This is a genomic window from Priestia sp. J2, assembly GCF_020790095.1.
Taxonomy (GTDB): Bacteria; Bacillota; Bacilli; order Bacillales; family Bacillaceae_H; genus Priestia; species Priestia zanthoxyli.
Map to the genome: position 1 here is coordinate 1,921,257 of NZ_CP086208.1, position 19,827 is coordinate 1,941,083.

At 36.9% G+C, this 19,827-nt stretch carries 21 protein-coding genes; 12 read left to right on the forward strand and 9 right to left on the reverse strand.

Going from position 1 to position 19,827, the window contains the following annotated elements:
• Window positions 1-35: 35 nt before the first annotated feature.
• Window positions 36-434 (reverse strand): thiol-disulfide oxidoreductase DCC family protein, encoded by a 399-nt coding sequence (locus LJY09_RS09650; RefSeq protein ID WP_028413630.1) that lies wholly within the window; start codon window positions 432-434, stop codon window positions 36-38.
• 149 nt (window positions 435-583) lie between these two features.
• On the opposite strand from LJY09_RS09650, the gene LJY09_RS09655 reads away from it, so the two are divergent.
• Together LJY09_RS09655 and LJY09_RS09660 are read left to right on the forward strand one after the other, a co-directional pair.
• Window positions 584-1,150, forward strand: a complete 567-nt coding sequence (locus tag LJY09_RS09655) for an RNA polymerase sigma factor (protein WP_028413629.1) — start codon at window positions 584-586, stop codon at window positions 1,148-1,150.
• Window positions 1,147-1,908, forward strand: coding sequence for an anti-sigma factor (locus LJY09_RS09660; protein ID WP_028413628.1), 762 nt, complete (start codon window positions 1,147-1,149; stop codon window positions 1,906-1,908). Before LJY09_RS09655 ends, LJY09_RS09660 begins: the two co-directional genes overlap by 4 nt.
• Before the next feature lie 42 nt (window positions 1,909-1,950).
• Here LJY09_RS09660 and LJY09_RS09665 read toward each other — a convergent pair whose 3' ends face one another.
• Window positions 1,951-2,385: an Hsp20/alpha crystallin family protein gene (locus tag LJY09_RS09665; protein WP_013082862.1), complete on the reverse strand. Its 435-nt coding sequence runs from the start codon at window positions 2,383-2,385 to the stop codon at window positions 1,951-1,953.
• 229 nt (window positions 2,386-2,614) lie between these two features.
• Between LJY09_RS09665 and LJY09_RS09670 the strand changes: the two genes are divergently transcribed.
• Both LJY09_RS09670 and LJY09_RS09675 read left to right on the forward strand, forming a co-directional pair.
• Window positions 2,615-2,995, forward strand: a complete 381-nt coding sequence (locus tag LJY09_RS09670; RefSeq protein WP_013056721.1) for a replication termination protein — start codon at window positions 2,615-2,617, stop codon at window positions 2,993-2,995.
• A 374-nt stretch (window positions 2,996-3,369) separates the two neighbouring features.
• Window positions 3,370-3,648 carry an AbrB/MazE/SpoVT family DNA-binding domain-containing protein gene (locus LJY09_RS09675; protein WP_025752053.1) on the forward strand — a complete coding sequence of 93 codons (279 nt, stop codon included), beginning with the start codon at window positions 3,370-3,372 and terminating at the stop codon, window positions 3,646-3,648.
• Window positions 3,649-3,734: 86 nt separating this feature from the next.
• Here the strand turns inward: LJY09_RS09675 and LJY09_RS09680 are convergent, their stop codons facing one another.
• Window positions 3,735-5,108: an MATE family efflux transporter gene (locus tag LJY09_RS09680; protein ID WP_028413627.1), complete on the reverse strand. Its 1,374-nt coding sequence runs from the start codon at window positions 5,106-5,108 to the stop codon at window positions 3,735-3,737.
• Between the two features lie 219 nt (window positions 5,109-5,327).
• On the opposite strand from LJY09_RS09680, the gene LJY09_RS09685 reads away from it, so the two are divergent.
• A complete protein-coding gene (locus tag LJY09_RS09685; RefSeq protein ID WP_176344160.1) occupies window positions 5,328-6,080 on the forward strand; it encodes an SDR family NAD(P)-dependent oxidoreductase in 753 nt (250 codons plus the stop codon).
• A gap of 31 nt (window positions 6,081-6,111) precedes the next feature.
• Here the strand turns inward: LJY09_RS09685 and LJY09_RS09690 are convergent, their stop codons facing one another.
• Entirely contained in the window at window positions 6,112-7,623 is a 1,512-nt protein-coding gene (locus tag LJY09_RS09690) for a phytoene desaturase family protein (protein ID WP_028413625.1), read from the reverse strand.
• 136 nt (window positions 7,624-7,759) lie between these two features.
• Here LJY09_RS09690 and LJY09_RS09695 point away from each other — a divergent pair, with 136 nt between their 5' ends.
• Both LJY09_RS09695 and LJY09_RS09700 read left to right on the forward strand, forming a co-directional pair.
• Complete coding sequence (locus LJY09_RS09695; RefSeq protein ID WP_176344159.1) at window positions 7,760-8,863, forward strand: glycosyltransferase family 2 protein; 1,104 nt, start codon at window positions 7,760-7,762, stop codon at window positions 8,861-8,863.
• Complete coding sequence (locus LJY09_RS09700; protein WP_228307693.1) at window positions 8,806-9,324, forward strand: glycosyl-4,4'-diaponeurosporenoate acyltransferase CrtO family protein; 519 nt, start codon at window positions 8,806-8,808, stop codon at window positions 9,322-9,324. Before LJY09_RS09695 ends, LJY09_RS09700 begins: the two co-directional genes overlap by 58 nt.
• Here LJY09_RS09700 and LJY09_RS09705 read toward each other — a convergent pair.
• Complete coding sequence (locus LJY09_RS09705; RefSeq protein WP_013056728.1) at window positions 9,321-9,773, reverse strand: hypothetical protein; 453 nt, start codon at window positions 9,771-9,773, stop codon at window positions 9,321-9,323. The two genes, LJY09_RS09700 and LJY09_RS09705, sit on opposite strands and share 4 nt — an antisense overlap.
• 669 nt (window positions 9,774-10,442) lie before the next feature.
• Between LJY09_RS09705 and LJY09_RS09710 the strand changes: the two genes are divergently transcribed.
• The 3 genes from LJY09_RS09710 to LJY09_RS09720 all read left to right on the forward strand — a co-directional run bounded on the left by LJY09_RS09710 (window position 10,443) and on the right by LJY09_RS09720 (window position 14,360).
• The gene (locus tag LJY09_RS09710; RefSeq protein ID WP_013056729.1) at window positions 10,443-12,380 is read left to right on the forward strand and encodes a lipoteichoic acid synthase; all 1,938 of its coding nucleotides are present in this window, start codon (window positions 10,443-10,445) and stop codon (window positions 12,378-12,380) included.
• A 165-nt stretch (window positions 12,381-12,545) separates the two neighbouring features.
• Window positions 12,546-13,190 (forward strand): 5-bromo-4-chloroindolyl phosphate hydrolysis family protein, encoded by a 645-nt coding sequence (locus tag LJY09_RS09715; RefSeq protein WP_028413622.1) that lies wholly within the window; start codon window positions 12,546-12,548, stop codon window positions 13,188-13,190.
• 24 nt (window positions 13,191-13,214) lie between these two features.
• Window positions 13,215-14,360, forward strand: a complete 1,146-nt coding sequence (locus LJY09_RS09720; protein ID WP_228307694.1) for a toxic anion resistance protein — start codon at window positions 13,215-13,217, stop codon at window positions 14,358-14,360.
• A 46-nt stretch (window positions 14,361-14,406) separates the two neighbouring features.
• Here the strand turns inward: LJY09_RS09720 and LJY09_RS09725 are convergent, their stop codons facing one another.
• Together LJY09_RS09725 and LJY09_RS09730 are read right to left on the reverse strand one after the other, a co-directional pair.
• The gene (locus LJY09_RS09725) at window positions 14,407-14,982 is read right to left on the reverse strand and encodes a hypothetical protein (RefSeq protein WP_033578781.1); all 576 of its coding nucleotides are present in this window, start codon (window positions 14,980-14,982) and stop codon (window positions 14,407-14,409) included.
• Between the two features lie 21 nt (window positions 14,983-15,003).
• Window positions 15,004-15,513, reverse strand: a complete 510-nt coding sequence (locus LJY09_RS09730) for a hypothetical protein (RefSeq protein WP_033578782.1) — start codon at window positions 15,511-15,513, stop codon at window positions 15,004-15,006.
• A 139-nt stretch (window positions 15,514-15,652) separates the two neighbouring features.
• On the opposite strand from LJY09_RS09730, the gene LJY09_RS09735 reads away from it, so the two are divergent.
• Window positions 15,653-15,796, forward strand: coding sequence for a hypothetical protein (locus LJY09_RS09735; RefSeq protein ID WP_013056734.1), 144 nt, complete (start codon window positions 15,653-15,655; stop codon window positions 15,794-15,796).
• Window positions 15,797-16,564 carry a polysaccharide deacetylase family protein gene (locus LJY09_RS09740; RefSeq protein WP_033578783.1) on the forward strand — a complete coding sequence of 256 codons (768 nt, stop codon included), beginning with the start codon at window positions 15,797-15,799 and terminating at the stop codon, window positions 16,562-16,564.
• A gap of 39 nt (window positions 16,565-16,603) precedes the next feature.
• Here LJY09_RS09740 and LJY09_RS09745 read toward each other — a convergent pair whose 3' ends face one another.
• The gene (locus LJY09_RS09745) at window positions 16,604-18,082 is read right to left on the reverse strand and encodes a potassium/proton antiporter (protein ID WP_176344158.1); all 1,479 of its coding nucleotides are present in this window, start codon (window positions 18,080-18,082) and stop codon (window positions 16,604-16,606) included.
• Window positions 18,083-18,246: 164 nt separating this feature from the next.
• Window positions 18,247-19,623 carry a M28 family peptidase gene (locus tag LJY09_RS09750; RefSeq protein ID WP_034269289.1) on the reverse strand — a complete coding sequence of 459 codons (1,377 nt, stop codon included), beginning with the start codon at window positions 19,621-19,623 and terminating at the stop codon, window positions 18,247-18,249.
• Between the last annotated feature and the right edge of the window lie 204 nt (window positions 19,624-19,827).

Consider the following 19,827-nt stretch of genomic DNA (forward strand, 5'->3'; position numbering starts at 1 on the left):
TTTGGAATCGTTTTTTCTCTATGTGCCGAGCTTTTTTAGTCATCGACAAATCGCTTTTTTGTATCAGAAGTTGGGAGCATGCAGTGCTGCTGTTTGCCAAACCACTTATATCGGTTGCGAGCGATCCAGTTGTATACGATATCTCGAATAGGCGCAGGAATGATAATAAGTGCATATAAAAATTTAACGGGTCCATCTAAGCGCTTGGCGATTTTTAAAGCAGCCGTTGATTTTATATATCTTTGTTTTCCATGGATATATACAATGCTGTCTAATTGCTCAGGAAGTAAGCCGTGAGAGGCGAGCTGCTGCTTTCCGAAATCTGATTGAAGAGAGGCGAAAGAAAACAAAGCTTGTTCATCATGTTTAATAATAAATTGAACACTGCTGTTACATAAATTACATATGCCATCAAAAAGAATCAAATGTTTCATTGGACAATTTCGCTCCTATTCCATAAAAAAAGTATAATTACTTGTCATTTTTGAAAAATAAAGGTACGTTTAAAAGATGTGAAAGTGATCCAAATGCAAAGGTAATTCGATTATATAATAAGGACTCATAAGAGTTAAAGGAGAAGGGTATGAAAGAGCAAAACGACGTTGTCTTATACAATAGAATAAAAGAACAAGACAAAAAAGCCCTTGAACTGCTGTATGACAAGTACGAGCGAATTCTTTATTCGTTTGTATACCGGTTAACAAATAGCTCTGATATTGCTGAAGAAGCTGTTCAAGAAGTATTTATTAAGCTGTGGAGAGGAAAGGGAGTTTACAGCGATGAAAAAGGGAAGTTTTCATCATGGCTGTTTACGATTACAAGAAACACCGCGATTGATATGGTGAGAAAAAGAAAAAACGATCCTATTTTCTCAGAAGAAATTTTTGATTTTATTGAAGATGATCATCCTCAGATTGACGAGCATCTTCAGTGGAAAGAAGAACAGCAGAGAGTACGGCACGCTGTATCAAAATTGTCTGAAGACCAAAAAAAGATTATTCAATCCGTTTATTTTAAGGGATTAACGCAGCAAAAAGTAGCAGAAGAGCAGCAAATCCCATTAGGAACAGTAAAGGGTAGGGTGCGATTAGCGTTGCGGAAATTAAAAACATATTTAGGTACCGATGCAGAAGGGAGAGCTGATTCATGAGTATGTGCGATAAACTAATTGATTACTATAATGATCAGTTGACTTCCCATGAGAAAAAAGAGTTTGAAATGCACTTGAAAAACTGTCAAAGCTGTCAGGATGAACTAAAAGAACTGGAGGAAGTTCTTGGAGATCTAACGTATTTGACACCAGAGCAATCTCCTCCTCCAGAAATGAAACAGCGAATACTTGCAAATGTATTCGAAGAAGATCAAGGTGAGACAAAGAGAGAATCAATAGCTTTAAAAAATGAAAAACAATATGCTGCGTCTAAGAAATCAAATAAAAAATCCGTCATTATTGGATTAGCTGCGGCACTTATTTTATCCCTTGTAGGAAACAGCTACTTTCTGTTGAAAGATGGAGACAAAGGCAAACAAGAACCAAATGTTTCGGTTGCTCCTCAAAATGAACCTCTTACATCTGAGAAAACGATGAAGCTGCAGGCAGAGCCGAATGTTTCTGGTGAAGCAACAGCATCTCTGACGAAAAAAGGTGGAAATTTAAATGTGGTCATTCAAGCGAATAACTTGAAAAATGTAAAAGGGAATGAAGTCTATCAGGTATGGCTCATAAAAGGTGATAAGCCTCACCCGGCAGGTGCTTTTGTAACAGATAAAAATGGAAATGGGACAGTGGTCTATACGATGAGCCAAAAAGAACAGAGTGAAAAGTGGGATGTTATGGCCATTACTTTAGAACCGAACGCGAATAATAAGACGCCAAAAGGAAACGTTGTGTTAAGTTCAGCGCTCTAACAAAAACCCTTCTGCTAGCAGAAGGGTTTTTGTTACGTGCAGTTAATCATCTTCAAACTGTATAGCAATGGTTTGATCATTTTCTATCTTATTCAGTCGAATTTCCAATAAACCATTTTTGTACTTAGCGCGAACTGGTTCGTCCGTGTAGTGAAAAGGAAGTTTGACCGTGCGAGAAAATACGCCTGTATGGCGTTCGTTCAGTTTTAGCTTTTGTTTAGATGCTTCATAAGCATAAGGAACGTTCCCTTCAACGGTTAATATATTTGCGTCCAACTTAATTTGAATGTCGTTAGTGGAATGTAGTCCAGGAACTTCAACGACGATAATGCCTTCTTTATCGGTTTCATATAAATCGACGTTTGGAAATCGCTTTGGCAAGATGTGATTTAAATCGCTCCAAAAGTGATTTCCAAGCATATCTTCTACCTTATGCTGAATTGAACCCCAATCAATCTCTTCATATTTTTTACTCAAAGGAACCCCTCCTTATATTCACGTAAATTCCTTCTATATATATGAAAAAAAGAAAATTCAATGCCTGCTTACAAAGAATGAGAAAAATGCGTAAATAAGTGAAAAAATGTGAGGAAAAAAAGAGATTTTGAATGAAAAAGAAGGATTATGTAGAATAAAAAAAGTATAATTACGTATAGAGCTTTCTATTATTCTAAATGAAAGCAAGTATGTGAAGGGGGAAGTTGAGATGAGAGAAAAGCGTACATCCAGTGGTTTTCTATTAAAACAACGTGCTTTCTTAAAATTATATATGATTACAATGACGGAGCAAGAGCGTCTGTATGGCCTTCGGTTATTAGATGTGTTGAGAGATGAATTTCGACCTTTTGGATTCAAACCTAATCATTCTGAGGTATACAAAGCTCTTCATGACTTGATTGAAGACGGTGTCCTCAAACAGGTGAAGCGTAAAAAAGAAGGAATGAAGCTTCAAGAAGTGGTTTATTATACATTTACAAATGAGGGAGAAGAGAAAGCTAAATTATATAAAAAACAATTAAAAGTAGAGCTGGAGCGGTGTGAAGCTATGATTCAAAAAGCTATTCGTGACAACTTCGGGTCCAAATGAACGTGTCTTTAGTTAGAAAAGACACGTTTTTTCTATAGCTGATTTTGTCGTCTTATGTCGGAATAAAAGTTATAAAATGGGTACAAAGTAGTGTAAAAGATGGATATATAGTTATATTATGGATAAAATACACACTTTTAACATATATGGATGAATTCGATTTTAAAGATTATGCACTATTCATAAATAGTGTACGAATTGATATGATACAAAGTGTATATAAATCTATTTAATACGTTATTTGCCATATTTTAAGAACTTATAAACCGTTATCAGACCATCATTCAAGCATTTTGGTTTTAGCAACTCTGACGAATTTGACTAGATTTGTATCGAGAAGATATTATTTGTTTACTATGAAAGGAATGGATTTTATGAAGTCTACAGGAATTGTAAGAAAAGTAGATGAATTGGGTCGCGTAGTAATTCCTATTGAATTGCGCCGTATTTTAAATATCAACACAGGTGATCCAGTAGAAATATATGTTGATGAAGATATTATTATTTTACAAAAGTATAGCCCGTATGGTGCTTGCTTAGTAACTGGGGAAATTACGCGTGAAAACTTAACCTTTGGTAATGGAAACGTTGTGTTAAGTAAAAAAGGTGCGGAACAGCTTTTACAAGAGTTAGAGCGTACCTTAAATAAATAAGAAGTTTTAGGTCTTAGTATAAGGAAGAATATCCATCCATCTTTAAACCAAAAAAGAACGTTCTTTTGAGAACGTTCTTTTTTGGTTTAAGCCGTTCGAGAAGATTTATCCTCCTCTAGCAGCTGCTTTTTTTGTATTTTTATCAAACGATACGCAAGTCCTGTTGCTCCTGCAGCGAGCCCAGCAATTAGTCCAACCCAATAGCCAAACGCCTGCAAATCGGTGTATTTTGCTAACACAATGCCTAAAGGTAGACCAATTACCCAATAAGATACCAAGGACATTAAAAAGGTTACATTTACATCCTTATATCCTCGCAGCGCACCTTGAATAGGAGCTTGAAGAGCATCAGAAAGCTGAAAGAAAATTGCATAAATCAAAAAGTGAGAAGTTAATGCGAGCACCTCTGCATCTTTTGTATATAAAGATGCTACGGATTCTCGAAGAGTAAATAAAAGACCTGCGCAAACAAAAGCCATGCCAACAGCAATTGTTATACCAATTCTGCTATAGCTTCGTGCATCTTGATTCCGTTTAGCACCCGCTTCAAATCCTACAACGATTGTTAAAGCCATCGAAATACTCAGTGGAATCATATAGAGAAATGAGGCAAAATTAATAGCTGCTTGGTGAGAAGCGATTGTAATGGTATTATATGAGCTCATAAACAGCGTGACAGCTGAAAAAATACTTGTTTCGAAAAATACGGAAAAACCGATAGGTAAACCAATTTTTAATATTTCTTTCCAGGCAGAAAATGAGATACGGTGAAATTTTTTAAATAAACCGAAGCTAGAAAAAGGCTCTTTTTTATGAATAATTAAAATCGATATGACAAGTATGCACCAATATGTGATGGCCGTTGCATAACCAGAGCCTACGCCACCCAAGTGAGGGAAGCCCAGCTTACCGAAGATTAATACATAGTTTAAAGCCACATTAATCGGAAGCCCTAAAATGGTGACCAGCATAGACGTACGAGTTTGCCCTAAAGCATCAATAAAGTTTCGTAAAACCGTATAAATAAAAAGCGGAATAATACCAAAAGATAAAGCGATTAAATACTGTTTGGCAATGCGCATCACGTTTGCTTCTAAATTCATTCCTTTTAAGATAGGACTAACAACAAAAAAGCCGATTAAAATGATAACAGCGGCCATTAAAATGGAGACATAAAGCCCTTGAATGACAGAGAACGGAACTTTTTTCTTTTGATTAGCTCCCACCAGCTGTGCAACAATTGGTGTAATAGACATTAAAATTCCGCTTAGCCCTGTAAAAACAGGCACCCATAAGCTCGAACCAATTGCTACCCCTGCCAAGTCATCTGCACTAACTCTTCCTGACATCATCGTATCAAAGAAAGTCATTGAAAACATTCCAAACTGGGTGACCAATATCGGAAATAAAATAAAAACGAACTGCTTAACTTTTTGAGACGTTGAAAACGTTTGTTGCATTAAAAAACCCCCAATTTGAAAACATTTACACCAAAAAGCATTATATCACGCAAAGGCTTGTTTTTGCTAAGAGTTCTGACAATAAATTCAAAGAATGTATCCATAAAGAACACACTTTGAAAGGAAGTAAAAGGTAAAGTAGTATATGATTTTAATTTTGAGACGCGGTGGGATATGATAGAAAGTATAGTAGTTATCATTTAACGTGGAGGGATACGTGTGGATTTACAGTTGCAAAATAAAAATGTACTCATTACCGGTGGATCAAAAGGGATTGGGAAAGCTATAGCTGCTTTGTTTATTCAAGAAGGAGCAAACGTTGGAATTGCTGCAAGAGGAGAGGAAGCATTACAGCATGCACAGTCAGAATTAGAAAACGTACGTACATATACAGCAGATCTAACAAACGAAGCGGATAGAGTTGCGTTAATTAAGAAATTCATTAACGACTTTGGGAGTATTGATATTTTAATTAATAACGCTGGAGGAAGTAATGGAAGCACGGCAATGGAAACAGATTTATCTCTTTTTCAGGAAGCAATGGAGCTAAACTACTTTTCAGCTGTCCACTTGAGCAAGCTAGCAGCAGCTCGTATGACAAAAGATGCGGCAATCGTTAATGTTACGTCTATTTTTGGGAGAGAAAGTGGAGGGAAAGTCACGTACAATAACGCAAAAGCAGCGCTTATCAGCTTTACAAAGTCGTTTGCAGATGAAATGATTTCTAAAGGAATTCGTGTAAATGGAGTAGCGCCTGGAAGCATCTTGCATGAAACGGGTAATTGGAAAAAAAGAATGGATGAAAATCCGGAAAAGATTAAGCAGTTTGTTGAAAATGAAATACCCGCAGGGCGCTTTGGAGAGCCAGAAGAAGTGGCAAACGCCGTTGTTTTTTTAGCATCTTCTCAAGCTTCATGGATAGTAGGTGCGACATTAAACGTAGACGGTGGACAGTCAAAAATGAACTTTTAAAAAAAGTGCAGGAATTTCCTGCACTTTTTCATTATCCAATATCTTTTTGCATACGAGGAATTTGAAAATCTTCATTAATCGCGTCCGCTGTAAGCTGACCTGATAATGTCACCATCGGCACGCCGCCTCCAGGGTGTGTAGAGCCTCCTACAAAATAAAGGTTAGAAAGAAGCTGACTTCTTGCCGGAATTTTAAACCCTCCATTTTTCTTACGGTCAGTTGCTACGCCATAAATGGACCCACCGTTAGCGCCGTAAAGCTCTTGGATATCGTTAGGAGTAAACGTATATTCAAACTCAATGCTGGAACGTAAGTCTTCTAATCCCATTGCCTCAAGCTTTTTTAGTACGACATCACGGTAGCGGTCTTTTAATGCAGCCCAGTCGTCGCCTTCTTTTAAAGGAGGTACATGAGTAAGAACGAACAGGTTTTCTTTTCCTTCAGGAGCTTGCGTAGGGTCTGATTTAGACGATACGCCAATGTAAATTGTCGGATCCATGGCTACTTGACCTTTGTTAAAGATTGTATCAAACTCTTCTTTCTGATCCTTTGAGAAGAAGAAATTATGATGTTGAAGCTGTTTGTACTGTTTGTTAACCCCTAATAAAAGAACAAGGCCAGAAACAGTAGGTTCAAATTTTGCAAGCTGCTGAGTTTGCTTAGCTGCTTGCGCATGATTTTTTAATAAATAGCGGTAAGTTGGAATGGCTTCTAGATTAGATACCACAACATCTGCTGATAGGCTTTCACCGTTTTCTAGTGTAATTCCAGTTGCCTTTGCTCCGCTTGTTGTGATTTCTTTTACCGGCGTATTTAGATGCACAGTGACGCCAAGTTCTTGAAGGAGCTTATCCATCGCTTCAGCAATTTTGTACATTCCGCCTTTTACGTAATAAATACCTAATCCTAGCTGAACGTGAGCAAGCTGTGTTAATACAGCCGGTGCATGATAAGGAGAAGAGCCGATGTACATAATTAAAAAATTAAACAATTGACGCAAATGTTTGTTTGAAAAATATTTGCGTGTAGTAGCATCCATAGATCTCATTGGATCCATTTGAAGCAGTTCTTTTACCGTGTGCATCGTTCGTAAATCGTGCAGTCCAGATAAACTTTTTTTATAAAAACTTTTTAAGTTCGATTCGTACATTTTATTTGCATAAGATAAATAGTCAAAAAAACCTTCAATGTCTTCTGGAGCAAGTTCTTGAAGCTGCTGAAGCATGCGAGGAAGGTCACTGGTCAAATCAATTTGTGTTCCATCTTGGAAAAAAGTTCTCCACTGAGGCTCAATTCGTTCTATTGTCAAGTAGTCGTGGATATTGCGGCCTGCACTGTCAAACAGCTGCTCTAGCACCCACGGCATTGTTAAAATAGAAGGTCCCGTATCGAAAGAAAACCCTTTGCCGCTGCGAATATTTAACTTACCGCCAATTCGCTCGCTTTTTTCAACGACTGTTACATCATATCCATCAGCTGACAGACGAATAGCAGCTGACAGACCACCTAAACCTGCGCCTACAACAATTACTTTCTTTTTCATCTTTTTCCTCCTTATAAAACAAAAGCGAGTTGTCAACAATGTGTATAAAATGACTTCACGCAAAATAAAAATAGGTCTACAACTTTTTATTTTGTCCAGTTCGCTAATTTTCATACGTGAAGGAAAGGAGAAAGAGATGTCTTTTTTACTGGTTGCTCTTGTCTTGACAGGTACGCTTGTCATCACTATCCCTACATTTAAACGTGTAAAAATAGTAAGAAACGATATGTCATGTTTGTCCATTATTATTCCAGCTAGAAATGAAGAAAAAAACCTTACCTTTTTATTGCAGTCACTCCAGTTACAGAACGCTGACTTTGAAGTGATTGTTGTAGATGACAACTCAACAGATCATACTGAGCGGGTAGCCAAAGCATTTGGCGTGAAAGTAGTGCACCCGGGGACACTTCCAGCTGGATGGTTAGGAAAGTCATGGGCATGCTGGAATGGAGCAAGAGAAGCAAAAGGCTCGGTGCTTTTGTTTTTAGATGCTGATCTTACAGTAGAGAAAGACGGAATTGAAAAAGTATTTTTCTACTATCAACAGCAAGGGGGGGTGCTGTCGGTTCATCCTTATCATCTTGTTAAGAGGCCTTATGAAATGTTTTCTGCTTTATTTCACTATGTTACGTTTGCATCGATTGGCGCTTTTCACCCCTTTAAAAATTGGAAAAGTCCTTCCGTCGGTTTCGGGCAGTGCTTGCTTTGCAGCGCAGCCTCCTACTTTCAAAGCGGAGGCCACGAAGGGATAAAAAAAGAAGTGGTTGAAAATATGGCACTGGTTGAGAAAATGAGCAAACAAGGTGAATTTATTACGTGTATGAGTGGACAAGGAGCTCTTTCCATGCGCATGTATCCAGATGGTATGAAAAGCCTGATAAGAGGGTGGAGTAAAAGCTTTGCTTCAGGTGCGGGGAAAACGGAAGCCATTTATTTATTTCTAGTAAGTTTATGGCTTACTAGCATGATTAATTATGTTCTTTTTTTACCTACTCTATGGAATCAACATGCAGGCTTGGCAATTAGCAGTTATGTTTGCTATGTCAGTCTCTTATTTAATAGCTTAAGAAAAATAGGTTCGTTTACTTTTTTTTCTTTGTGCTTATTTCCTATTCACATGCTGTTTTTTCTGGGCCTATTCGTATGGTCTTTCATCCAAACAGCGGTGAGAAAGCAAGTTAAATGGAAAGAACGCAACATATCTATAGAAGAAGAAAAAAAGAAGAAAGTGATAAAATGACAGGCGCTCAGCTCTTAATTAATATCATGGCATGGTTTGTGATTCACATGTTCATCGCCTACAGGTGCACAAAAATTTCTGCCTTTTATTTAAAAAAAGACCTTGCGCTGTTTAAGGTTCACAGCTGGGAAACAGTTGGAATATATAAAAAATTCGGGGTACACCGATGGAAAACGTGGCTTCCTGATGCAGGAAAGCTATTTAAACGAGGGTTTTATAAAAAGAAATGGGAGAGTAGAACGAAGGAATATGCACAGCTTTTTTTAATGGAAACAAATCGAGCAGAGTTAACTCACTGGATCAGCATACTTCCTTCTATTCTTTTTTTTATATGGAACTCTCCTTCTATAGGTGTTTGGATGGTTATTTATGCGATTATTGCAAACGTACCGTTTATTTTGGTTCAACGATATAATCGAATACGGATTCATCAAGTCGTTTTAAAACTCAAACGAAATTAATTAACATGCCTTTGGCTCCGAGTAGGGGCCTCGGTTTTTATCTTTTTCTCCTTATTTGAAGACAATAATTTCTTGGATAAAAGAAAAAAAGAAGCAAAGGCGATATAAATACTAAAAAACACTAAAAATCCCCATAAGCCTGCTATGGCATCATCAAATTCCATGTTGCCTCGAGTGGTAATTCCTTGCTGAATTTCAATAGCAAAAACTAAGACAAGCATAACCGTAAGAGTGTAGATAAAAGAAATAGCTGTAATACTAAATTTCCATTTTGACAATAATTTAAAGATCATATAAACGCTTAAAAACGTGAGCAGTCCAATAATGCCAATAATCCAGAAGTGAAGTTCTTTATCTGAAAGAGAAAATCCTAGTAAATAAAAAATATAAATTAATCCATCGTGCAATACATTAATAATATTTGTAATGAAAACAATACATTCTTTCATTTTTTCTCCTTTATAAAAATGTAAGACGTTTAAACTTCTAGGTATACAAGTATACGTAGCCCGTACTCATTCCAATTTTATATAAAAAATGCACTTTCTAGATCAAATATTAAAGAGATCTGAAATTTCAAATAATATTTATAATTTATATTATAAACAAAAAGGTAAAAAAATAAAAATTTTCGATGCAAACTGACACATTTTTTTCATATTTAAAGAAAGAAATAACTCAGAATATGTGGTTTACTGTAGAAAGAAAAGAAAATAAGAGGCATTGATATAACAAATATTCACAAGTGCTTTTATGCATTCTCTTGTAAAGCAGAAGGAAAACTAAGGCAAGTGTTAAATTTATATGTATAGTGGACAAAATAAAAAATAAATATAAAATAGTGAAACCTAAAGAGAAGCTGTCCGTATTAAATAGTGAGAAGAAAAAAGCGCAGGATATATTTGTGTTTGAAAGCCGATAGAGCTGGGAATAAGAAAGTAGTTATTTTCTCACGTTTGGTGAAAATTATACGTAGCGGTGTTGACAATTTTTTTTAAAGAGTTAAAATGTGAAAGAACAGATTAGCTCTCTTACATTTTTTGTAAGGGAGATTTCTTTTTACATTTACTATAAAAATAAAAGTGAGCTTAAATTTCAATAGAGACAGAGGTGGGAATATGAAACAGCTCATGACAAACGGTAAAAATATTTTTTCGAAACAACTGCCGTTATTTCTAATTGCAGTTTTGTTGTTTTGGATTAAAACGTATACCGTTTATCGTATCGAATTTAACTTAGGGCTAGATAATTTTATGCAAAAGTTCTTACTTTTCATAAACCCAATTGGTTCGGCAATTTTCTTTTTTGCCATTGCATTACTATTTAAAGGGCGCGGAAAAGTACGAGCACTGCTTGGAATGAATTTTTTACTTTCATTCATCCTGTACGCAAATGTAGTATACTATCGCTTCTTTAATGATTTTATTACTGTTCCTGTATTGACTCAGTCAAACAACTTTGGTCAATTAGGCGGCAGTGCTATGGCTTTAATTAGCCCAACTGATATTTTATACTTCACAGATTTCTTTATTCTTTTAGTTTTAGTATTATGGAAAAAAGTTGACTTACCAGCAACAATTAGTCGACGTACTGTGACAGGTGTATTTTTATCAGGGATTTTATTCTTAAGTGCCAACATCGCACTAGCGGAAATGGATCGTCCTCAACTATTAACAAGAACATTTGACCGCAACTATTTAGTAAAATATTTAGGAACGTATAACTATACGATCTATGACATTATCCAGAGCTCGAAGTCTTCAGCACAGCGCGCGCTAGCAGATAGCAGTGATGTGGCTGAGGTAGAGAACTATGCAAAAGCAACATATGCTGAGCCGAACAAAGAATATTTCGGTCAAGCAAAAGGCAAAAACGTTATCTATATATCATTAGAGTCACTTCAGTCATTTATGATTGGTTATAAGTTAAATGGTGAAGAAGTAACGCCATTCTTAAATTCACTATTAAAAGATCAGAACACAATGTATTTCGATAACTTCTTCCATCAAACAGGGCAAGGTAAAACGTCAGATGCTGAATTCATGATGGAGAACTCATTATTCGGCTTACCTCAAGGTTCTGTATTTACAACAAAAGCAAATAACACCTATCAGTCGCTATCTGGTATTCTAGATCAGCAAGGCTATACAACATCTGTGTTCCACGGAAATGGAAAATCGTTCTGGAACCGTGATGAGATGTATAAATCAATGGGTGTAGAAAAATTCTTTGATTCAGCTTATTACAATATGTCAGACGAAGATACGCTGAACTATGGTTTAAAAGATAAACCTTTCTTTAAAGAATCAATGCCGTACCTAAAAGGCTTAAAGCAGCCATTTAGCGCGAAGTTCATTACGTTATCAAACCACTTCCCTTATCCATTAGATAAGGAAGACCAAACGATTGGACCTCATAATACGGGAGATAAGTCAGTTGACCAATACTTCCAAACGGCTCGTTATTTAGATGAATCAATTAAGCAATTCTTTGAGGACTTACAGGCCTCTGGCTTAGCAGACAATACGATGGTTGTGATGTACGGTGACCACTATGGTATTTCTGAAAACCATAAGCGTGCAATGGGCAAAGTAATGGGTAAAAACATCAATGATTTTGAACAAGCTCAACTGCAGCGCGTACCATTATTTATTACTTCACCAGGCCTTAAAGGCGGCGTAAATCATACGTATGGTGGAGATGTAGATGTTCGTCCAACAGTGATGCATTTATTAGGTCTTGATACAAAAGACTATATTGACTTTGGTACAGACTTATTATCAAAAGAACATCAGCAAGTTGTACCTTTCCGTAACGGTGACTTTGTTACACCGAAGGTAACAAAAGTTGATCAGAAAGTGTATGACAACGCAACGGGCAAGCAGCTTTCAGATAAGGAAGCGAAACAGTATGATAAGTATGATGAACTAGTTAAGAAAAAGCTAGAACTATCAGATAAACTTGTTTACGGAGACTTACTCCGCTTTCATACACCAGAAGGGTTCAAACCAATTGAACGTTCGAAGTATGATTACAACAAACGCGAAGATCAATAAAAAACAGGCAGCTATAAAAGCTGCCTGTTTTTTTGTTTTGTGAAACTTTTAAGGGATTTATCCGTATATAAATTATAACAGTAATCGTTTTAAGAGATGGGAAGACAATGGTATAATATGTATACGTTTAAAAGTTCGGTCACATTTAAGATAGGAGTGAAAGCGATGAAAGTCGTTCGAATCATAAAAAAGATTCTTGCCATTTGGGTAACAGGAGCAGTAGCCGTTCCGGTCAGCTATTTTGGATTCAGTACCACGATGATTCAATCCGTTGGCATTAGTATAGGAGTAATGGTCGTGATGAGCCTGTTTTTTATTATGAGCAGTGCTCGACGTCATTATCAAAATCCATATAGAGAAGAAATTGCATACGTGCGTCATCAAGTAAAAGAGGCAAGAAAGCAATTAAGAACCATTGGAAGCTATCGTTTTAAAATTCGGTCTGTTCATATGTGGACAGAACTTTCTAAACTATACAAAGTAGGCAAAAGCATCATTGAAATGGTAGAAAAAGAGCCCGCACGATATAAAGATGTTCAGCCCTTTTTTACGAACTACTTACAATCAACGGTTACCGTCATTGAAAGGTATATGTTTTTATTATCAAAACCAACGAAAAGCATAGAAGTAAAAGAAAGTCTTCATGAAGCGGAAGACATGCTGCGCGGGTTATCAGGGAAGTATGAGCATTTATTAACAAATGCTCTTTCACAAGATAAGCTGACATTAGATGTAGAGCTTAAAGTGCTAAAGCAAGCATTTGAAGAAGAGCAGCCGTATATACCGACAGCTACTAATCGCACAAAGTAATGTAAATGCAAAGGATGGGATTTTATGATGAAAGAATATGATCAAAATAAATCGTTAGATGCGCTGCTTGATGATCCTTTTGCTTCGCCTACCCCGCAGTTACAATCGGATACTCGCGCTGCAAAAAGAAGCACATACGATGATTTGACACCGGAATATCAGGAAAAAGCACAGAAAATCGCAAATCAAATTGATTATAAAAATCAGCAGGCTATCTTACAGTACGGGGTAGCAGCTCAGTCAGAACTATCTCAGTTTTCTCAATCTGTACTACAGCATGTTCAAACGAAAGATACGGGACCAGTAGGAGACATTATAGGAGATTTGATGAGTAAGATTCGCCAAGTAAATCCCGATGACTTTTCTTCAAAGAAAAAAGGAGTCATCGGTCGATTGTTTTCAGGAGTCTCTAGACCTATTCAAAATTTATTAACAAAATATCAAAGCATTAATGTTGAAATTGATAAAATTGCAGATAAGTTAGAGCGCTCAAAACAAATGCTGTATCGAGACATTACAATGTTAGATAGCTTATATGATAAAAACAAACAGTTTTACGAGGCGCTTAACGTCTACATTGCAGCGGCAGAATACAAGTTAGTGGCGCTGCAGAATGAAACGCTGCCCCAGCTGCAGCAAACAGCCTCTCAAAAAAATGACTACTTGATGGCTCAGGAGGTCAATGATTTAAATCAATTTATCAATAGGCTAGAAAAACGAGTGCATGATTTAAAGCTGAGCCGTCAAATTGCCATTCAAAGTGCACCGCAGATTCGATTAATTCAAGAAGTCAATCAGACCCTTGTGGAAAAAATTCAAAGCTCTATTTTAACAGCTATTCCACTTTGGAAAAATCAAGTAGTCATCGCAACCACTTTATTGCGCCAAAAGAAAGTAATGGAAGCCCAAAAACAAGTATCTAAGACAACAAACGACTTGCTTACTAAAAATTCAGAGCTGCTCAAGCAGAATACAATTGAAGTAGCTCGTGAAAACGAGGCGGGGATTGTCGATATCGAAACATTGAAAAAAACGCAGTCCGACTTGATTACTACGTTAGAAGAAGTATTAAAGATACAAGAAGAAGGGCGTACGAAGCGTACCGAGGCAGAATCAGAGCTGTATCAAATGGAAAAAGATTTAAAAACTAAACTGTTAGATATGAAATAAAGAAAAAGTCGGTTTACACACTTTGTAAACCGACTTTTTTTCTGTTTTATGCATTTTGAAGTGTTTTCGCCATTTCCAAAAACGGAGTTAAATCCCTTTCGGATTTAGGAGCAAAGATCGTTAATCGGAAAGTAGGGTGTTGATTTTGTTTTCGAACAAGAAAGCCGTATGCATTACTTTTATCATCGGACGCTTTGTACGCAGCTTCTATCTCTAAGCTAGATTGAATGAGGTGCGTGTCAAGGGAAGCCACTTCCGAAAAGCCAGCTCTTAAAATTTCTTTTGTTTCTTTCTTCAGCTCCTCTACACTTTTATTTGAGGGAAACACTTCAATCCGCATCCACAAAGCATCATTTTTTTTATTGTAAATGACATCTTTTCGGGGCTCTTCTTCTGTAAACTCGTATCCTTCTAGTACGTAAAGCGTATAGTTTTGATTACTGCTTCTTTTAAGATAACCTACATCTGTTCTGCTGCTTCCTTTGTAAGGATAGGTGAAGTTTTGCTGTGGCAAGCGTTCTCTTGGAATTTCTTTTTGTGTGTTGATAAGCTCTTCGCGAAAAGCAGTTGAACAGCCACTCATCAAACATATAAAACAAACAAGAAATATCTTTTTTTTCATAGCTGGCTTCCTTATCTATTTTCATTCATGCGTTTTTACTGAGTTAACAATTGAAATTAACTTTTTTTCATCATCGGAATTTTTAGCCGTAACCATCGTGATTTTTAAAGCAGGGTGCCCCTTTGTTTCTCTTAATACATATAGTTTTGCCGTTTCTTTTTTACTCCCAGACATAGATGCAAACACAACGGGTTGAATAAATGGGGATGTAGAAGAAATTTTTAACGATTTTCCAAACTGGTCATCAAACAATTCTTTTGAACGATCTAGATATGGTGTGCTTGTACTTTCTTTCCCGGAAAGGACTTCAATTCGCATCCACGTATAGGGAGTCTTGGTTGAAAAAAGAATATCTTTTCCATCTTCTTCTTTTTGAAGCGTATATTCACCGGGCAATGAAAGAGAATATCCTTGTTCGCTTACGGTGAGCTGCTGATGTTTCTCGTTGCTTTCACTGATTGCTTTAACAGAAGGCAGTATAACCATGGTTCCGCTTATCATTAACAGAAGCGCTAAATAAAATTTTCGCATGTATATATCTCCTATTCAAAACGCTAGACAGCGTGTAATTACTATATAAAAATGTTTTCGCCATGTTAGAACCCGTAGGTTTATTTTTGACTTTTTGGTAAAGCTAAAAACACAATCAATTAGTAATGGAGAGAAGACTATGAAAAACCGTAAATCAACTTCTGCAGCTAATCGCCGTCAACAGCGCGTGTGTTTGGGTGATGAACGATTATTTGCAGTTGGTATTAAAGCGTTTATTGACAATACGCATGAATCACACCTAGACAAAAAAGGAGGTCATTGAGTGAAATGGTGCTTGTCAATTATTATTATTGTTTCCATTAATTTCTACGGTATTCAGGTGGATGCTGCAAAGAAGAGCAGATTTTATTATGAAAGAAAAGGAGATATCGTGTGGGAAGTTCCCATGAAAGATGAGAAGTTAATTGCGCTTACATTTGATGATGGACCAGATCCTAAATATACGCCGACTATTTTAAATTTATTGCAAAAATACGGTGCCAAAGCAACTTTTTTTGTAGTCGGCGATCGAATAACGTCATTTCCCAAGCTTGCTCAAAGAGAAGTTCGTGAAGGTCATGAACTTGCTAATCATACATATAGCCATTTGAAAGTAAGGGGCCAGGAAGTAGAGAGAATTGAACAAGAAATTGAAAAAGCGGATGAACGTATACAAGCTATTACAGGAATAAAACCTTACCTGTTTCGTCCACCTACTGGTTATTATGACGATCGGGTAGTAAAAGCTGCTAAAAATCAGCAGTATACGATTATTCTTTGGTCTTGGCATCAAGATACATTTGATTGGAGAAATCCAGGCGTCGGTAAAATTGTAAGTCAAGTGCTTAACCATGCCAGGTCAGGAGATATTGTATTGTTTCATGATACGGGAGGAGATCGAACTCAAACCATTGAAGCATTAAAACAAATTTTACCGAAGTTAAAGGAAGAGGGGTATAAATTTGTAACGGTCTCAGAACTTTTAAAACATCATCCCAATTATAAATCTCTTTATTTGATGCAACAGCAAAAACAGCACTCCGTTCAATAAGCGGGTGCTGTTTTTCTAGTAAAAGCTTTAGCCAATCTTTTAACTGGTTTTTCCTTCTCTTTCGTCCCCATCAGACGTATTTTTTTGGAAAAATGCTTTTACTTTATCTCGTTTTTTCTTCGAAATAAGAATATATAATGTATCACCTGCAAAAATTTGTGTATTTCCTCTAGGTGTAAGTAATTTATCATCTCGAATAACAGCAGTCACTAAAATATCTTCAGGGAGGTGAAGTTCTTCAAGCGATTTTCCAGATATATCTGCATGTTCCACGAGCTTCAACTCAATCATTTCATTTTTGGTTTTGCCCATTGAAACAAGCTCGAGACTGTGAGGAACCGTCTCTTTTTCACCTTGAGAAAGGTTTAGAAATTTGGCTAAAGGAGCGATTGTTGCTCCTTGAAGAAGAGCGGAAGTTAAGACCACAAAGAAAACGACGTTAAAAATGAGCGTGCTGTTCTCCAAACCTGCCATCATAGGATAAGTAGCCAATACAATTGGAACAGCTCCTTTTAAACCGGCCCAAGAAATAAACAGTTTTTCTTTGGATGAGTATTTAGCAAACATCATCGAAATAAATACGCCGAGCGGACGAGCGACAAACATAAGTAAAAGAGATAACAGTATACCCTGCCAAATGATATCTAGCAGTTGATTAGGAAAGACAAGGAGGCCGAGTAAAATAAACATTAAAATTTGCATCATCCATGCAAAACCTTCGTTAAAGCGAACAATTGTGTGACGATAAGTTAGATCTGCATTTCCTACTACCACTGCCATTACGTATACAGCAAGTAGACCGCTTGCCTCTACAAATGTGGAAATTCCATAGGTTAAGGCGGCCAATGACAATGTAAGCACAGGGTAAAGCCCAGAAGAATCCAAATTAATTCGATTAATAATCCAAACGGATGCTTTTCCAAGTACTAAACCAAGTACCAGCCCGATTCCCATTTGCCAAAAGAAATTAAAGATTAATGAGAGGATAGGAGAGTCTGGATGTTGAATTAATTCAATAATAGAAACGGTTAAGAAAATGGCCATCGGATCGTTGGAACCAGATTCTGCTTCTAGCGTGGAGTTTAGTTTTTGGCGGATGTTCTGTGTCCCTAGCACAGAGAACACGGCTGCAGCATCTGTAGAGCCAACGATTGCCCCAAATAAAAAGCCTTCAAGCCAAGTAACACCTAAAATATATTTGGCAAGTACACCCGTTAAAACTGTCGTAATGAGGACTCCGAAAGTAGCTAATGAAACGGAAGGGCGAACAACGCGTTTAACATCTTTCCATTTGGTCTGCACGCCTCCATCAAAAAGAATAATGATAAGCGCTAATATTCCGAATCCTTGTGTTAAAAGAGCATTGTCAAAGTAGATGTAGTGGCTAACAACCATTCCTACAATAATAAAGAGTACAAGCGAAGGGACCCCAAGGCGAGTAGAGAACTTTGCAGTAAGTACCCCTATGACAAGGAGAATGGATAATAAGAGAATTGAATGGTCTACCGTAAAATCCAAAAAATACACCTCTTTTGTTCAAAATTTTTATGTAAGCAATAAGTGAGGTTCCTCTATAATAATTGTAGCATAATGGATTTAAAACCTTGAGAAATCTGCTTATCAAAAAAAGAGATGCATAAACATCTCTTTTTTGGTCATGTATGAATAACAGGGATAGATTCTTATTTAACATCTTGCTCGTGATAAAGATGAGGAGCTTTAAATGTTGCTTTCTTTTTAACGGAAGAACCTTGTTGGTCTGGACGGGAACGATCGTAAATAGCTGTTCCAACAATCTCAGCCACATCTTGAAGTTTTTCTTTGCTTATTTTATCAAGGGTATCTTCAGGCGTATGATACCAAGGTTCAGACGGACTGTGAATAAATAGAGCAGCCGGTATTCCTGCCTCTGCAAAAGGAACGTGATCACTGCGGCCGCCAGCTTGGAATGGCGTAGGTGATCCATTTAATCTTGTACTTGAAGCTTGAGCTAATTCTGTAACAAGATTTGGTGTTCCATCAGCTGTATTCATCACCAAATCTCCCGCATCTCGACTTCCTACCATGTCTAAATTAAACATTCCAACAATACGATTTTTCTCATTTTCAGATAGCTCACTAACATAATGCTCGGATCCTAGTAAGCCTACTTCTTCAGCTCCGAATGTAACAAATCGCAGTTCTGTATCGGTAGGAAGAGTTTTAAATACGCGAGCTAATTCAAGCACCATTGCTGTTCCAGAAGCATCGTCATTTGCCCCAGGTGCTCCGGCCACAGAATCATGATGAGCACCTACTACAATAATATCATTTGTTCCTTTTTTCTTAAAAGTAGAAGGTTTAGCAGCGGTTACATTATAAGATGTTCGCTCACTTACGACAGCTCCTTCAATTTTTACTGTACCTGAAGGCTTTTCGCCTTTTTGAATAGAAGTAAGAATCTTTTCACCTTCTTCTTTGGTAACAGCAAGAGACGGAATGTAGTTATCATTAGCGCCGCCAAGCGTTCCGTTTAGCTCACCGTCTGTATTATTAAAAATAATGACGGCTGCAGCCCCTTTTTCAGCAGCATTTAATACTTTTTCACCAAAAGTAATAGTGCCTCGCTGAACTAATACAATTTTACCTGTCACATCTTTGTTTGCTAAATTATCTTTTGTACCCAGGCCTCCATCGACAATTTCAGCTGTGACATTTCCATTGGTGCTATAAGTAAAAGTTGTTGGAGAGTAGCCGGTACCGTTTACGCTTAGTGAAAAACTAGCTGCTGGTGTGTAACCGGTAAAGGTAAAAGGTTCCACTTCGCTCTCATAGCCTAGTTTAGACAAACGCTTTTGAACAAATGTAGCAGCTTCGCGTTCAGCTTCAGTTCCTGCCACACGAGGTTTTTTTGAGAGATACGCAATGTCTTGATAAATTTTCTCAGCATTGATTTTTTTTAATACTTTTTGTTCAGAACTTTGATGGTGAGAAGCATTTGCAGAAGTAGAAGCTTGTACACTTGTAAAAGATAAAGTCAAACTTGTGGCTACAGCCAAAGAAATCACGGTTTTTTTCATTAAAATCCCCCTAAATTTATCGATGTAGTTGGTACTATTCGAATTTACAATATTAAGAAAATACAAAAAAGAGTATTATTACCTAAATGTTCCAGGATATTCCGTATCTAAATTCCTATTTTAATAGAGAAAATAATTCAAATAAAATGAAAATGCGGAAACAAATAAAGAGGATAAAAGAAACTGTGTCAAAAGTAATAAGAA

What these genes read in the sequence shown, in the direction of transcription:
- LJY09_RS09650 (WP_028413630.1), bottom strand. Translation starts at nt 434, where the DNA reads ATGAAACATTTGATTCTTTTTGATGGCATATGTAATTTATGTAACAGC.
- LJY09_RS09655 (WP_028413629.1), top strand. Translation starts at nt 584, where the DNA reads ATGAAAGAGCAAAACGACGTTGTCTTATACAATAGAATAAAAGAACAA.
- LJY09_RS09660 (WP_028413628.1), top strand. Translation starts at nt 1,147, where the DNA reads ATGAGTATGTGCGATAAACTAATTGATTACTATAATGATCAGTTGACT.
- LJY09_RS09670 (WP_013056721.1), top strand. Translation starts at nt 2,615, where the DNA reads ATGAGAGAAAAGCGTACATCCAGTGGTTTTCTATTAAAACAACGTGCT.
- LJY09_RS09675 (WP_025752053.1), top strand. Translation starts at nt 3,370, where the DNA reads ATGAAGTCTACAGGAATTGTAAGAAAAGTAGATGAATTGGGTCGCGTA.
- LJY09_RS09680 (WP_028413627.1), bottom strand. Translation starts at nt 5,108, where the DNA reads ATGCAACAAACGTTTTCAACGTCTCAAAAAGTTAAGCAGTTCGTTTTT.
- LJY09_RS09690 (WP_028413625.1), bottom strand. Translation starts at nt 7,623, where the DNA reads ATGAAAAAGAAAGTAATTGTTGTAGGCGCAGGTTTAGGTGGTCTGTCA.
- LJY09_RS09695 (WP_176344159.1), top strand. Translation starts at nt 7,760, where the DNA reads ATGTCTTTTTTACTGGTTGCTCTTGTCTTGACAGGTACGCTTGTCATC.
- LJY09_RS09700 (WP_228307693.1), top strand. Translation starts at nt 8,806, where the DNA reads ATGGAAAGAACGCAACATATCTATAGAAGAAGAAAAAAAGAAGAAAGT.
- LJY09_RS09705 (WP_013056728.1), bottom strand. Translation starts at nt 9,773, where the DNA reads ATGAAAGAATGTATTGTTTTCATTACAAATATTATTAATGTATTGCAC.
- LJY09_RS09710 (WP_013056729.1), top strand. Translation starts at nt 10,443, where the DNA reads ATGAAACAGCTCATGACAAACGGTAAAAATATTTTTTCGAAACAACTG.
- LJY09_RS09715 (WP_028413622.1), top strand. Translation starts at nt 12,546, where the DNA reads ATGAAAGTCGTTCGAATCATAAAAAAGATTCTTGCCATTTGGGTAACA.
- LJY09_RS09720 (WP_228307694.1), top strand. Translation starts at nt 13,215, where the DNA reads ATGATGAAAGAATATGATCAAAATAAATCGTTAGATGCGCTGCTTGAT.
- LJY09_RS09725 (WP_033578781.1), bottom strand. Translation starts at nt 14,982, where the DNA reads ATGAAAAAAAAGATATTTCTTGTTTGTTTTATATGTTTGATGAGTGGC.
- LJY09_RS09730 (WP_033578782.1), bottom strand. Translation starts at nt 15,513, where the DNA reads ATGCGAAAATTTTATTTAGCGCTTCTGTTAATGATAAGCGGAACCATG.
- LJY09_RS09735 (WP_013056734.1), top strand. Translation starts at nt 15,653, where the DNA reads ATGAAAAACCGTAAATCAACTTCTGCAGCTAATCGCCGTCAACAGCGC.
- LJY09_RS09750 (WP_034269289.1), bottom strand. Translation starts at nt 19,623, where the DNA reads ATGAAAAAAACCGTGATTTCTTTGGCTGTAGCCACAAGTTTGACTTTA.